The sequence below is a fragment of the Basilea psittacipulmonis DSM 24701 genome, from assembly GCF_000743945.1.
GTDB classification, from domain to species: Bacteria; Pseudomonadota; Gammaproteobacteria; order Burkholderiales; family Burkholderiaceae_B; genus Basilea; species Basilea psittacipulmonis.
Genome location: NZ_CP009238.1, coordinates 1635540 through 1650050, shown reverse-complemented (window position 1 = coordinate 1650050; position 14511 = coordinate 1635540). Strand labels below are relative to the sequence as shown.

Genomic DNA, 14511 nt, shown 5'->3' with positions numbered 1-14511 from the left:
TGGAATCTGGGCGAAATGGTGTGTTTCGTTTGAGATTTGGCTTAAAATCAGCCCTAGAACTTGAGAAAGCTCAAGAAGCCTTGCATATCAATACAGAATTTGAAACGACAGAGATAGAAGTCATTGACGATAAGGTGTATAAGCTGATTGTCGATTCATATGAGATGCATATCTATCCATCTCCGTTTCGTTTGGAATGGTATCATTCGGGTAAGTTAATCACGAGAACCAGTCTGTTATATGAACAAGCACCATTGGCTTGGCAATTGGATGATGAAAAACGTCCTAGCGATTGGGGATTGATGCTTGATTTGAAAGATGATACCAGACTTTATGGCTTGGGATCGTGTGCTGATTTATCAAGACGTGGTGACCGTGTGCTTTCATCAGATGAGGGATACCAACCTTTTGTTTATGCCAATGATGGATGGGGAGTGTTTTTAAATCATTGGGGTGAAGCTTCTCATCATTTGGCATCAGATCATCCAAATACCTATGAAATTTACGCTAAATCTGCTGTGTTGGACCTTTGGGTCATGTTGGGAACGCCTAGTCAGATCTTTAATCATTTTTCTAACATTACCAAACCAGCATTGTACGTGCCTATCTGGTCTTTGGCACCGACGTTGAATCAATTACCCCAACAATCGAATACAGATTTTATTGCCATTGCTTCAAAATATCGTGAAACATCTTTTGGCTTAAATAATCTACGGTTTTCATTGCCAAGTTTTGCAGACTTTGCTCAAAATAAACTCCAGCTGGAATGGAGTGATTCACGCCAAACAAATTTAGAATTATTTTTTGATCATTTGCATAATGAAAAATGGCATATTTACGCACCGACCCTACCCATTATTAAAGTAGGTACGCCTTTATTTGAAGAATTAGAAGATCGAGGTTGGTTGTTGCAAGACGAAGCAGGTAACGCCTTTTTATTTGAGGGACATCTGGTTCATACGTCAGAAAAGTTTGCTTTATTGGACATTACCTATAAAGATGCAATGGAACTTTGGGTTGAATGGCACCGTGTGGCGACCGCTCAGATGCTCGATGGCATGGTAACTGAACTGCCGATTCCATCATTTGATGGTGTCTATGCACGTATGGGACAAACGGGATCATATCTGCATCAGTTGTACACTTTATATCTTGAAGATGCGGTACAAAAAGCGATGAAAGATCACAGAGTACCATCAGAAGCAATTGCTTTTAATGGACCGTTTTCTGCCTATTCCCAAAGATATTTATGGCAAGAAGTTAGAACTGATGAGTCATCTTGGGCAGGTCTTGAATATTTGATCAGAGAAAGTCTTAGCCTACAAAACTCGGGTTGTATCGCTCCATCGATACGTTTAACGGCATCATTGCTTAAAAATAGTAGCGATGAATTTTTAATGAGATTGCTCAGTTTTGTAGTTTTCTCAACAGGATTTAGTATCGATGCGTGTGAGGATTTATTACGATTAACGCATTCTAAATACAAAGATGTATTTGAACATTTGTTAAATCTTCGCATGAGAATGTTGCCTTATGTGTATGGCTTGATTGAAGAGGGCATTCGTTCTGGTGTTCCCGTCCAACGTTCACTACCGTTGAGTTTTCCTGATGATCCAGAGGTGGATGCTTACCCGCATGAATACTTGTTTGGCGACGCTTTATTAATGTGTCCAGTTTTTGAAGCGGATCAGGATGAAACCGCTGTATATTTGCCTAAAGGCAGTGCATGGTGGGATTTAAATACAGGACAACGATACGAGGGGGGACAGTTGATCACGGTCGCTTCTCCAGTTGGAACGGTGGTGGCATTTGGGCGAGAGGGCTATATTTTGTGCCTTGGTCCAGACATGCAAACGACCGAAGACTTTAATACCGCGAAAATATTAGAAGAAGTTTGGATGTTCGATATGCCTTTAGTTGATCCTTTAGTGATGCGTAACAAAATCCGAGTGATGCACATGCAAGGATCAAGTTATTTGAAAGGATTAGAGGGTTTGAAAATCTTTTGTTTGCCAGGTATTGAAGTGAAACGACGTGGCTCTGAGGTACGTATTTCAAGAGAACGATAATGGGCACCAAAAAAACAGTCGCACTGGGTACCTTAGGTGGCACGATTTGTATGATGCCATCTGATGAAAAAGGTGGCGGTGTTGTTCCTAAATTAGGGGCAAAAGATTTTCTTCGAGCAGTGCCTGAAATTGCCAACTATAGCAAGATTGTGGGAACGTCGTTGTTGAGTTACCCTAGTGCCTATTTGCAGTTTTCTGATATGCTCAAAGTGCTTACATGGTGCCAAGAGCAGGTAGATAAATCTGCTGATGGCATTGTGCTGACTCAAGGCACTGACACGTTAGAAGATAGTGCTTTTTTTCTCAGTCTTTTATGGCATTCGCCTGTGCCGATTGTGATGACGGGTGCCATGCGTTCACCTAATAGTCCTGGTGCAGATGGTGCGGCTAATTTACTGGCTTCAGTCATAGTAGCTTCAAGTGATAACTCTCAAGATCGCGGTGTTCAGGTGGTTTTTGCCGATCGTGTGTATGAAGCAAATTGGGTGGAAAAAGCACATACCACTCATGTCGCGGCTTTTCAGTCTTATATTGGCCACTGTGGTGAGGTGGTAGAGGGCCGTGTGCATTATTTTCACGCACCTGTAAAACGCTTTGTTTTTCCGACACCTAACAAAATGGACAATCCGAATATTCCTATTTATGAAGTGAGTTATTCCGATGATCCCAAGTATCTTAAACAATTATTAGATTCATCAGATGCGGTTGTTATCGCGGGGGTCGGAGCAGGTCATATTAGCGAACGTTTTGCAGAAATGATTAGCCAAGCAGACATTCCTGTGGTGATGACATCACGTACGCGTCATGGACGTGTGACAGAACATACTTACGGTTATGTAGGGGCTGAAGTGGATTTGCAAGCCAGAGGTGTTTGTTATGCACATTATTTGACTCCTCACCGTGCCAGAATGATCATGGCATTAAGTATTGCTAATAATTTAGATCCGATTTTGCATATTAAAAATTTTGAACAGTCTATGCTGTATTAAAAAAAAACGTGTGATTTTTGCTACATATTTGTTTTATTTGGATATTATCGTTATCCCTATCTAGGGTAAATCAGTAGATGATGGTTTGTTATGGTTATCCCTAATCGTTTAGAAAATCCTCTCTTTTCTTTAAAAAATAAAAAATAATATTAATTGAAATTTTATAGTAGATTGATTTTAAATTAAAAAATAAAATACTGTTTGATTTTTCTTATTCAACGTCTTCAACATAAAAAATAAGACCTCTATCCTGATAACAACCCTCTATCGTTTGAAGTTAGGAAAAAATAAATGTTTTTTGTAGAAAAAATATAAAAATAAACGATTTTATTGAATGTTTTGAAAAATGTGAGAGGGGTTTTTCCTTATCAAAAGCCTTGAAACGATTGATTTTTCTTTTTAAATCTCAGGGCGTTTCCTATCTATTTGATAGTATTGTGTTTTTTATATTTGAAACAAAAGAGGGAAGAAATAGACTTTTTGGTTTCAGGATAGTAGATAAAAATAGTAAGGATTTATGCTTGTTTTCCATTTCTTGACAAAAAAATAAATTTTCGATACGTTAAAAATAAAGAAAAAAAAGATTGAAAGTATCCGTACTTACTAGCTTTGGGGATAGGACAGATTTATTAATGTTTAAAGAGGAGCTATTATGACATACCAATCTGCAATCGAACATGTTCGTGCTGTGAAAGCAAAATTAGGAGGAAACTGGAATGCTATTAAACCAGAAGATGCTGCACGAATGATGGTCCAGAATCGTTTTAAAACGGGTCTCGATATTGCAAAGTTTACCGCCGCGATTATGCGTAAAGACATGGCAGAATATGATGCGGACCATGGCAATTACACACAGTCTTTGGGTTGTTGGCATGGGTTTATTGCACAGCAGAAGATGATTGCGAATAAAAAGTACTTTGGTACGACAGAAAAACGCTATATTTATCTATCTGGTTGGATGGTGGCCGCATTACGTTCTGAGTTTGGTCCGTTGCCTGATCAGTCTATGCACGAGAAAACAGCTGTGCCGAATTTGATTGAAGAAATTTACACCTTTTTAAAACAAGCTGATGCAAAAGAATTAAATGACTTGTTCCGTGCTTTGCAGAAAGCTGAAGAAGCTGGTGATACAGCTAAAGTGAAAGAGATCGAAGACAAAATCAATCATTTCCAAACGCATGTTGTTCCTATTATTGCGGATATTGATGCAGGTTTTGGTAATGAAGAAGCGACATACTTGTTGACGAAAAAAATGATTGAGGCAGGTGCGTGTGCAATTCAGATTGAGAATCAGGTATCTGATGCGAAACAATGCGGTCACCAAGCAGGTAAGGTAACCGTACCTCACGAAGATTTTTTGGCGAAAATTAATGCGGTTCGTTATGCCTTTTTAGAACTAGGTGTGGATGAGGGGGTAATCGTGGCACGTACAGATTCTGAGGGTGCAGATTTAACCCAGAAGATTCCTGTGTCACGTGAGCCAGGTGATTTGGCTTCGCAATACATTAGTTATTTGGACACTCAAGAGATTGATATTTCAGAAGCAAAAGAAGATGAAATTTTAATCAAGCGTAATGGTAAATTACATCGTCCCACCCGCTTGCCATCAGGCTTGTATCAGTTCCGTGCAGGTACTCAAATCGATCGTGTGGTGCTAGATTGTGTAACGAGTTTAAAAAATGGCGCGGATCTTTTGTGGATCGAAACGCCAACACCTAATGTAGAAGAAATTGCACATATGGTAAACCGTATCAAAGAACAAGTACCTAATGCCAAGCTCGTGTATAACAATTCGCCGTCATTTAACTGGACGATTAATTTCCGTCAACAAGCTTATGACCGTTGGGTAGCTGAGGGTAAGGATGTATCAGCTTATGAACGTGCGAAGCTGATGGATGCAAAATACGATGATACAGAATTAGCCAAAGAAGCGGATGAAAAGATTCGTACTTTCCAAGCGGACGCGGCACGTTTGGCAGGTGTATTCCACCATTTGATTACTTTACCGACTTACCATACCGCAGCGCTTTCTATGCACGAGTTGTCAAAAGGTTACTTTGGTGATGAGGGCATGTTAGCTTATGTGGCAGGGGTTCAGCGTAAAGAAATTCGTGATGGAATCTCTTGCGTGAAACACCAAGCTATGGCGGGATCAGATATTGGTGATGATCACAAAGAAATCTTCTCAGGCGAAAATGCACTGAAAGCAGGTGATGCGAAGAAGAACACGATGAACCAATTCGGTCACTAAGTCGATAAAGTTAAACGATTGATATAAGGATCGAAAGCGGTGTGAGGTAGTTAGAAGCACCGCTTTTTGTATCTTAAAGGAGAGAATCATGACAACACGAATTCAAAAAGGGGCTTTGGCAGTTGACAAAGTGTTATATGACTTTATTGAGCAAGAAGCCTTACCTGTAGCAAAGATTGATAGCCAACATTTTTGGCAAGGTTTTGAAGCATTGCTTGATCAGTTTACACAACGTAATAAAGATTTATTGGCAAAGCGCGAAGAAATTCAAGCTCAGATTGATGCTTGGCATAAAGAACATCAAGCAGATCTGGATGATTATGATAAGGTCGCTTATAAAAAGTTTTTAACAGAACTGGGGTATATCGAACCAGAAGTGGCAGACTTTCAGATTGATACACAATGTGTTGATGAAGAAATTGCAACAATTGCGGGTCCACAGTTAGTTGTCCCTGTACGTAATGCACGTTATAGCCTGAATGCAGCCAATGCACGTTGGGGATCTTTATATGATGCACTTTATGGATTTGATGTCATTCCTGAAACAGATGGTGCAGAAAAAGGAAAAGGATATAACCCTGTTCGTGGAGCAAAGGTCATTGAATTTGCCAAACACTTTTTAGATGAGATTTTTCCATTAACAGAAGGTTCTCATCAGAATGTGACGCAATATACGGTGAGTGAGGGTAAGCTAATTGCGGAAGGGGCAGGTACTTTGAAAAATACGGCACAGTTGGTTGGTTACAACGGTACGCCCAATGCACTTACACAAGTTGTACTGAAAAATAATGGTCTGCATGTATTGATTGAAATTGATCGTCAACATCCTATTGGTCAGACGGATAAAGCAGGTGTGAAAGATATTACGCTTGAAGCGGCTGTTACCACGATTCAAGATTTAGAAGATTCGGTTGCTGCTGTCGATGCTCAAGAAAAGGTTGAGGGTTACCGTAATTGGCTGGGTCTGATGAAAGGTGATTTGGTTGAAGAGGTTCATAAAGGCGATAAAGTGATCCAGCGACGTTTAAATGCGGATCGCCAATATATTGATTTATCAGGAAATACACAAACATTACATGGTCGTTCAGTGATGCTGTTAAGAAATGTAGGGCATTTGATGACAAACCCTGCGGTTAAGTATCATGGTGAAGAGGTGTTTGAGGGCTTAATGGATAGCTTGATTACACCATTATTAAGTTTGGTGGATTTGCGTAAAGAAAATACCCTACGTAACTCTCGTGCAGGCTCTATGTATATCGTCAAACCTAAAATGCATGGATCGGCTGAGGTCGCGTTTGCAGTAGAAGTATTTAGTGAAGTAGAAAAAATACTTGGGCTACCTGCCAATACCATTAAAGTAGGTATCATGGACGAAGAACGTCGTACTTCTGTGAATTTGAAAAATTGTATCGAAAAGGCAAAAGAACGTACGATATTCATTAATACGGGCTTTATGGATCGTACGGGTGATGAAATTCATACCAGTATGTATGCGGGTGCTTTTGTGAAAAAAGGTGATATTAAGCAGCAGATTTGGTTCAAAGCTTATGAAGATCGTAATGTCCAGATAGGTCTAAAATCTGGGTTACGGGGTAAGGCACAAATTGGTAAGGGTATGTGGCCAAAACCTGATGAGCTAGCAGATATGTACCGCAGCAAGATTGAACACCCTGAAGCAGGTGCAAGTTGTGCTTGGGTGCCATCGCCATCAGGTGCTACTATTCATGCTATTCATTATCATCAGTGTTCAGTATTAGATCGTCAAGAAAGCTTATTGAACCAGGCAGTCACCAGCCTAGATGATTTATTAACGATTCCATTATCTGATCATGTGAATTGGACGCAAGAGGAAAAAACACGTGAACTAGAAAATAATTGCCAAGGAATTCTAGGTTATGTCGTGCGTTGGGTCGATTTGGGTATTGGTTGCTCAAAAGTGCCTGATATTAATAATGTTGGTCTAATGGAAGATCGTGCGACGTTACGTATCTCAAGCCAACATGTGGCAAACTGGTTAAAACATGGTGTGGTCACAGAATCTCAAGTTTGGGATGTACTAAAACGCATGGCAAAAGTAGTTGACGAGCAAAATGCAGGAGAAGCAGGTTATCGCCCTATGTCTGCGGATTATGATAATAGTATTGCTTTCCAAGCTGCGGCAGACTTGATATTCAAAGGTGATGCCCAACCTTCAGGTTATACGGAACCTATTTTGCATGCGGCACGTTTAAAATTGAAAGGGTATCAAGGCGATTAATGAATCGAATAGATATGACAATTAGGCTCACTTATTGGATAAGTGGGTCTTTTTTTGTGCAAATAAATGTTTATTGACTTCAACGAAAGTTATGATATAGATAGCTGTGTAGTTTGCAATGGTGTTAAAAAGGGTATAAGAGATGAGTTAAAAAATGGTGCGGGTAAGCGGAGAAATGAAAAAAGCCTTGTTATGATAACAAGGCTTTGATGTTTTGGCGCGCCCGGCAGGATTCGAACCCACGACCCCTTGAATCGTAATCAAGTGCTCTGATCCAGCTGAGCTACGGGCGCTACGAAGTTAGTATTATGTATGATTTGACAGAAAAGATCAATCTCTTTTTTATAAAAAAGTACGGTTGTTCTATGCTATTTTTATTAATTTATTGATAAATATTAATAAAAAATTGTTTGTTTAAAAGCTTGTAGTCTTAAATTGTGTTGTTAAAAAGTTACATTCTTAGAAAATATGTGATGGAATCGATCACTTTTCAAACAAGTGGTCATGCGTACAGTTTTTCGTAAATACTGAGGGGTTTCTACTGTATTTAAGATTGTGATAAGTTACAATAAACCATTCAAAACTTCATCTTTTAGTAGATTGATATGACAAAGTATGTATTTGTAACCGGCGGCGTAGTTTCTTCATTGGGTAAAGGAATCGCCGCCGCTTCTTTAGCCGCTATTTTAGAGTCACGTGGATTGAAAGTGACGATGTTGAAATTAGACCCTTATATTAACGTCGATCCTGGCACCATGAGTCCATTTCAGCATGGCGAAGTGTTTGTGACAGAAGATGGCGCTGAAACGGATTTGGATTTAGGTCATTATGAGCGTTTTGTTTCAGCCAAAATGCACAAATTCAATAACTTTACGACAGGGCAGATTTATGAGTCGGTGATTCGTAAAGAACGTAAGGGCGAATATTTAGGCAAAACGGTTCAGGTGATTCCGCACGTCACGAATGAGATTCAAGCGTTTATTGAACGTGGTGCAAAACAAGCCTATGACGGGAAAGCGGATGTGGCTATTGTAGAGATTGGTGGTACAGTGGGTGATATTGAATCGTTGCCATTTTTAGAAGCAGCTCGTCAGATGAGTTTACGTTTGGGTCGTCAAAGTGCTGCCTTTATTCATCTTACGCTTGTGCCTTTTATTCCTTCTGCAGGTGAGTTAAAAACCAAGCCAACACAGCATTCAGTACAAAAGTTACGTGAGATTGGTATTGTTCCGAACGCTTTGTTATGTCGTGCCGACCGCGAAATTCCTGAAGATGAGCGAGCAAAAATTTCTTTGTTTGCTAATATTCCGTTGGATTCAGTTATTTCAGTGGTGGATGCGAATTCGATTTATAAGATTCCTGCCATGTTACATCGTCAAGGTTTGGATAGTATTGTTTGTGATGCCTTAGGCTTAGATCCTAAACCCGCGGATTTATCGGTGTGGGATAAGTTGGTGTATTCTTTAGAACATCCTAAGCACGTAGTTCACGTGGCGATGGTGGGCAAATATGTTGATTTAACTGAATCATATAAATCATTGATTGAAGCCTTGGTTCATGCAGGCATTTATACAGAATCTAAAGTGAAGATTGACTTCATCGATTCAGAGGAACTGGAAACAAAAGGAGCGGATAGTTTATCAAAATATGACGCAATTTTAGTGCCAGGTGGTTTTGGTAATCGTGGTGTGGAAGGTAAGATCAAAGCGATCCAGTATGCTCGTGAACATCATATTCCTTATTTGGGTATTTGCTTAGGTATGCAGTTGGCAGTGATTGAATATGCGCGTCATGTCGCAGGTTTAACAAAAGCCAATAGTACGGAGTTTGATCCCAAAACTCCTGAACCAGTAGTGGGCTTGATCACTGAGTGGAAAGATCGCGATGGTCAGGTGATGAAACGTTCTCAAGATTCAGATTTGGGCGGTACGATGCGTAAAGGTGCACAGACTTGCCCTGTGAAACCTGGTACGAAAGCATTTGAGATTTATGGTGAAACGGTAACAGAGCGTCACCGTCATCGTTATGAAGTGAACAATGCTTATGTGCCTGAGTTGGAAAAAGCAGGTTTGGTGATTAGTGCGAGAACACCAACAGAAGACTTACCTGAAATTATGGAGATTCCTTCTCATCCGTGGTTTGTGGGGGTGCAGTTCCATCCTGAATTTACTTCAACGCCTCGAGCAGAGCATCCTTTGTTTATTAGTTATATCAAAGCGGCTTTGGCCCACCAAGAAAAAAATAAGGTGTAAAACTTATGCAAGATACCATTTCTTTATGCCATTTTGAAGCAGGCTTGCATCACCCTTTATTCCTGATTGCAGGGCCATGTGTGATTGAGTCACGTGATATGACTATGCGTACGGCTGAAACCTTGAAAGAGATAACCACGAAACTCGGTATTCCGTTTATTTTTAAAAGTTCTTTTGATAAGGCTAATCGCAGTTCTGGTAAGTCTTTCCGAGGCTTAGGAATAGATGAGGGCTTGCGTATTTTGTCTGATGTGCGTCGTGAGTTGGAATTGCCAGTATTGACAGATGTACATGAAAAAGAGCAAGTGGATATGGTGGCTCAGGTTGTCGATGTACTACAAACGCCCGCTTTCTTATGCCGTCAGACAGATTTTATTCGTGCTTGTGCCGCGACAGGTAAACCTGTCAATATCAAAAAAGGTCAATTTTTAGCACCTCATGATATGTTGCAAGTGGCTCAAAAAGCCAAAGATGCTTCGATTGAAGCAGGTTTTGATGGTAAGAATATTTTGGTGTGTGAACGTGGTGCCTCATTTGGATACAATAACTTGGTATCCGATATGCGTTCATTAGCGATTATGCGTGAGACTAACTGTCCCGTCGTATTTGATGCAACACATTCTGTACAACTACCAGGTGGTCAAGGTACATCTTCAGGTGGTCAAAGAGAGTTTGTCCCCGTATTAGCTCGTGCAGCGGTGGCAGTTGGCGTGGCAGGTATTTTTATGGAAACCCATCCAGACCCTAGTAAAGCATTGTCGGATGGTCCTAATGCAGTGCCTTTAAATGAAATGGAACAATTATTAGTTTCTTTGAAAGCGATTGATACATTGGTCAAAGAAACTTGTTTGAATACCAAGTACTAAAGAGGAAGGATATGACAGCGATTATTGATATTATTGGACGTGAGATTCTTGATTCACGCGGTAATCCAACAGTTGAGTGCGATGTATTGTTAGAGTCAGGTGCGATGGGTAGAGCCTCTGTGCCTTCTGGTGCATCGACGGGGACACGTGAAGCGATTGAATTAAGAGATAAAGATCCTTCTCGTTACAATGGTAAAGGCGTATTAACGGCAGTTGAAAATATCAATACGGAGATTGCTGAAGCCTTGATTAACCTTGATGCATCTGAACAAAGTTTTATTGATCGTACATTGATTGAATTAGACGGAACAGAAAATAAAAGTCGTTTAGGTGCCAATGCCATACTAGCGGTATCGATGGCAGTGGCTCGTGCGGCGGCTGAAGAATCTGGTTTGTCACTTTATCGTTATTTCGGTGGCAGTGGTCAAGTGTCTATGCCCGTTCCGATGATGAATGTGATCAATGGCGGTGCTCATGCCAATAATTCTTTAGATATCCAAGAGTTTATGATTATGCCCATCGGTGCTTCAAGTTTTAGAGAAGCGTTAAGAATGGGTGCAGAAGTGTTTCATGCACTAAAATCCATTATTCATGAACAAGGTATGTCCACGGCTGTCGGCGATGAAGGCGGTTTTGCACCTAATGTGGCCAGTCATGAAATGGCGATTGAGCTGATTCTTCAAGCGATTGATAAAGCGGGGTATGAAGCAGGTGAACAAATTGCCTTGGCGTTGGATTGTGCTAGTTCTGAATTCTACCGTGATGGAAAATATCACTTGGCAGGAGAAGGTAACCTAACACTAAGTTCTCAAGAGTTTGCTGATTTGTTAGCCACTTGGTGTGACAAATATCCTATCATTTCGATTGAGGACGGTATGGCTGAAAATGACTGGGAAGGTTGGAAAATCTTGACAGATCGTTTAGGTGATAAAGTACAGTTGGTGGGTGATGATTTGTTTGTTACCAATACGAAAATTTTAGAAGAAGGTATTGCAGAAGGCGTGGCCAACGCTATTCTTATTAAGATTAATCAAATTGGTACGTTGACAGAAACTTTTGCAGCCATTGAAATGGCAAAACGTGCTGGTTATACTGCAGTGATTTCACATCGTTCTGGTGAGACAGAAGACAATACAATCGCTGATATTGCCGTAGCAACAAATGCGATGCAAATTAAGACGGGTTCTTTATCACGCTCTGATCGTATGTCTAAATACAATCAGTTATTACGTATTGAAGAAGAATTGGCAGAGGTTCAGGAATACCCCGGCAAGAAAGCTTTCTATAACTTGCAAAAGAAACGTAGGTAAGCGAATATGCGTTTAATCTTCCTTATTTTGATTTTTTCTTGTTTGGCGATCCAGTATCCCTTATGGATAGGAGATAATGGGTACCAAAAGCTCACGCAACTTAAAGAAGAACTCAAGAATGAGGAAGAAAAACGTCAATCATTAATCGCTAGAAATAATGCGATGAAAGCGGAAATTGAAGATTTGCAATCAGGAGTCCAAGCATTAGAAGAACGTGCTAGAAGTGAGTTAGGGATGATTTCGTCTGATGAATTTCTGGTGCAATTTACGGATGAAAGTAATTTAAATCATAATAATCCAAATAAAAACTTTAAATTCTCCCTCTCTCCTGATCAAGAGAAACACGCAGATTCATCACACATAAAAAAACTGCCCTAGGAGCCAATCCCCTTGCTCCTAAGGCAGTACGAAGTAAAGCTATTCACAACAAACATTCACCCCACAAAGTCCCTGATCATACGGTAGGATAGAACGATTTTCTTCTCCCGATAACGATAATAATTTGTAAAGATACGCTTCTTTGTCAGGTGCAGATTCTTTAATATTTCGAACGTCATCACTAGAATCGTCATAAGATGGGTGCTTATCACTTATCATTGGTTGACGAGGTCGTTTTGATAAAGGTGTTTTTATCGCTTGTCCCGCCCCTGCGGATAAAACGTGACTTTGCATGGCGTGGTAGTGTGTTAATTTGATTTGAAAAAAGTCATCTTGCCATCTTAATAAGGTGTTAAACCACGGAAACAAAGGTATATAAGGGTGGTTTAATTCAAGAATAAGTGTGTTGGCTTGATAAATGCCAGGTTTCTTTTTAGATTGTTCTAAAAGAAAGGTGTTTCTAATCAAAGTCTGTCCCGAGGGATGGCGAATTTTATATTTTTCAAAATCCTTTTTCGTGGGCGATAATACACGAATATCGAGTGGGTATTCTTTATAAAAATTTACCTGCTTCTGTTCATTTGGATACAATAAACTCACCGTCTGTAAAAACGTAGTATCTATTACAGAGGAATCGGCGTGATGGGCTGCCCCCGCACGAGCTGCTTCATGTAAAGCATGATAGAGTACCTGACGATGGATATACCATCGACTTAATTCAAAACATGCACTCATTAGCAGTAGTACAGGTAGGATACAAATAATAAATTCGCTTAATGCGGAGCCTGATTCTGATTTAAAACGTAACATATGATTAGTTTCGTTTAAATCGAAAAAAATGTAAATTCGTGCAAATGCGGTTGTATATTTTCGTAGTTTAAAGAACGTAATATAAGCATACTTAAACGTTCAGAAAGTAACTATTAGGATTTTCCCTAAATCTTATGGTTTAAAATAGTTTCAATATTTTGTTTAATAAGGATGACACCTTTGAATTTAGAATACATGCAGCTTGCTTTGGATGAGGCAAGATCCTCGATATATCTCACTTCACCTAATCCTCGAGTAGGTTGTGTGTTAGTTAAGAATGATGAGATTTTGGCACGGGCAGGTACACAAGTCGCGGGACAACGACATGCTGAAGCACAAGCGATTTATCTGGCTAAACAAAAAGGAATAGATTTATCAGGGGCGACAGCTTATGTAACTTTAGAACCTTGCAGTCATTTTGGGCGTACACCGCCTTGTGCTAATGCTTTGATAGAAGCGAAAATAGCGCGTGTGGTGATAGGTACCTTAGATCCGAATCCGAAAGTGGCTGGTAAGGGAGTGCATTTATTACGCCAAGCAGGGATCGAGGTAACGCTATTATCAGATCGCGATTTGATCGAACAATGTGTGGAGTTAAATGTCGGTTTTATGTGGCGGATGCTGACACAACGTCCTTGGGTACGAAGCAAAATAGCGAGCTCATTGGATGGCAAAATTTCTTTGGCCAACGGACAATCAAAATGGATTACTTCGCCAGCATCTAGAAAAGATGGTCATCATTGGAGAGCTAGGAGCTGTGCGGTTTTGACAGGTATTGGAACGATATTGGCCGATGATCCTACTTTAAATGTAAGAGAGGTGCCGACTGTTAGACAACCGTATCGCATAGTATTAGATACACATTTACGCTGCCCCTTAAATGCACACATATTGACAGTAGAACCTGAAAAACTGATATGGGTGTGTTCAGAAGAAGCGTTAAAAACAGAGTCAGCTCGTGTTTTAAGAGATAAAGGTGTTTGCTTGATTGCCGTACCGTTGACTCAAGAGGGAATGTTAAATTTATCAGTGTTAATGAGTGTTTTGGCAGAAAAAGATATTAATGAAATACACGTTGAAGCGGGAAGCACGGTCAATGGGGCTTTGTACCAAAATGAATTATTAGATGAAATGATTTGGTATCAAGCACCAAAGATTCTAGGGCATGAATCAAAAGATGTGTTCACCTTGCCAGTATTAAGCGATCTAGAGCAAGTACAACCATGGGAATTTGTAGGATCTCAGTGCTTAGACAATGATATTCGATTGAGATTAAGACATAAGGTGCATTGGCGTTCTATATTTAATAGTAATTTGTTAGGGATGTAA

10 protein-coding genes and 1 tRNA gene are annotated in these 14511 nt (G+C 40.0%); 9 read left to right on the top strand and 2 right to left on the bottom strand.

Going from position 1 to position 14511, the window contains the following annotated elements; translation table 11 throughout:
• Window positions 1–29 precede the first annotated feature (29 nt).
• The 4 genes from IX83_RS07075 to IX83_RS07060 all read left to right on the top strand — a co-directional run bounded on the left by IX83_RS07075 (window position 30) and on the right by IX83_RS07060 (window position 7566).
• The gene (locus IX83_RS07075; RefSeq protein ID WP_148304543.1) at window positions 30–2069 is read left to right on the top strand and encodes a TIM-barrel domain-containing protein; all 2040 of its coding nucleotides are present in this window, start codon (window positions 30–32) and stop codon (window positions 2067–2069) included.
• Window positions 2069–3058, top strand: a complete 990-nt coding sequence (locus tag IX83_RS07070; RefSeq protein WP_038500749.1) for an asparaginase — start codon at window positions 2069–2071, stop codon at window positions 3056–3058. Before IX83_RS07075 ends, IX83_RS07070 begins: the two co-directional genes overlap by 1 nt.
• Before the next feature lie 649 nt (window positions 3059–3707).
• Window positions 3708–5309 carry an isocitrate lyase gene (locus IX83_RS07065; RefSeq protein ID WP_038500746.1) on the top strand — a complete coding sequence of 534 codons (1602 nt, stop codon included), beginning with the start codon at window positions 3708–3710 and terminating at the stop codon, window positions 5307–5309.
• Window positions 5310–5397: 88 nt separating this feature from the next.
• On the top strand, window positions 5398–7566 hold the full coding sequence (locus IX83_RS07060; RefSeq protein WP_038500743.1) for a malate synthase G: 2169 nt from the start codon (window positions 5398–5400) through the stop codon (window positions 7564–7566).
• A 215-nt stretch (window positions 7567–7781) separates the two neighbouring features.
• On the opposite strand, the gene IX83_RS07055 is transcribed toward IX83_RS07060, so the two are convergent.
• Window positions 7782–7859: transfer RNA gene (locus tag IX83_RS07055), tRNA-Arg, on the bottom strand.
• Window positions 7860–8171: 312 nt separating this feature from the next.
• Between IX83_RS07055 and IX83_RS07050 the strand changes: the two genes are divergently transcribed.
• From IX83_RS07050 to ftsB, 4 genes are read left to right on the top strand one after another with little or no spacing between them, the layout of a single operon-like run.
• Window positions 8172–9818 (top strand): CTP synthase, encoded by a 1647-nt coding sequence (locus tag IX83_RS07050; protein WP_038500740.1) that lies wholly within the window; start codon window positions 8172–8174, stop codon window positions 9816–9818.
• Between the two features lie 5 nt (window positions 9819–9823).
• Window positions 9824–10684, top strand: a complete 861-nt coding sequence (kdsA, locus tag IX83_RS07045) for a 3-deoxy-8-phosphooctulonate synthase (protein ID WP_143244770.1) — start codon at window positions 9824–9826, stop codon at window positions 10682–10684.
• An 11-nt stretch (window positions 10685–10695) separates the two neighbouring features.
• The gene (gene eno / locus IX83_RS07040; RefSeq protein ID WP_038500737.1) at window positions 10696–11994 is read left to right on the top strand and encodes a phosphopyruvate hydratase; all 1299 of its coding nucleotides are present in this window, start codon (window positions 10696–10698) and stop codon (window positions 11992–11994) included.
• Between the two features lie 6 nt (window positions 11995–12000).
• The gene (ftsB, locus tag IX83_RS07035) at window positions 12001–12372 is read left to right on the top strand and encodes a cell division protein FtsB (RefSeq protein ID WP_038500735.1); all 372 of its coding nucleotides are present in this window, start codon (window positions 12001–12003) and stop codon (window positions 12370–12372) included.
• Between the two features lie 39 nt (window positions 12373–12411).
• Here ftsB and IX83_RS07030 read toward each other — a convergent pair whose 3' ends face one another.
• A complete protein-coding gene (locus IX83_RS07030) occupies window positions 12412–13182 on the bottom strand; it encodes a TadE family protein (RefSeq protein ID WP_038500732.1) in 771 nt (256 codons plus the stop codon).
• A gap of 180 nt (window positions 13183–13362) precedes the next feature.
• On the opposite strand from IX83_RS07030, the gene ribD reads away from it, so the two are divergent.
• A complete protein-coding gene (gene ribD / locus IX83_RS07025; protein ID WP_236620607.1) occupies window positions 13363–14511 on the top strand; it encodes a bifunctional diaminohydroxyphosphoribosylaminopyrimidine deaminase/5-amino-6-(5-phosphoribosylamino)uracil reductase RibD in 1149 nt (382 codons plus the stop codon).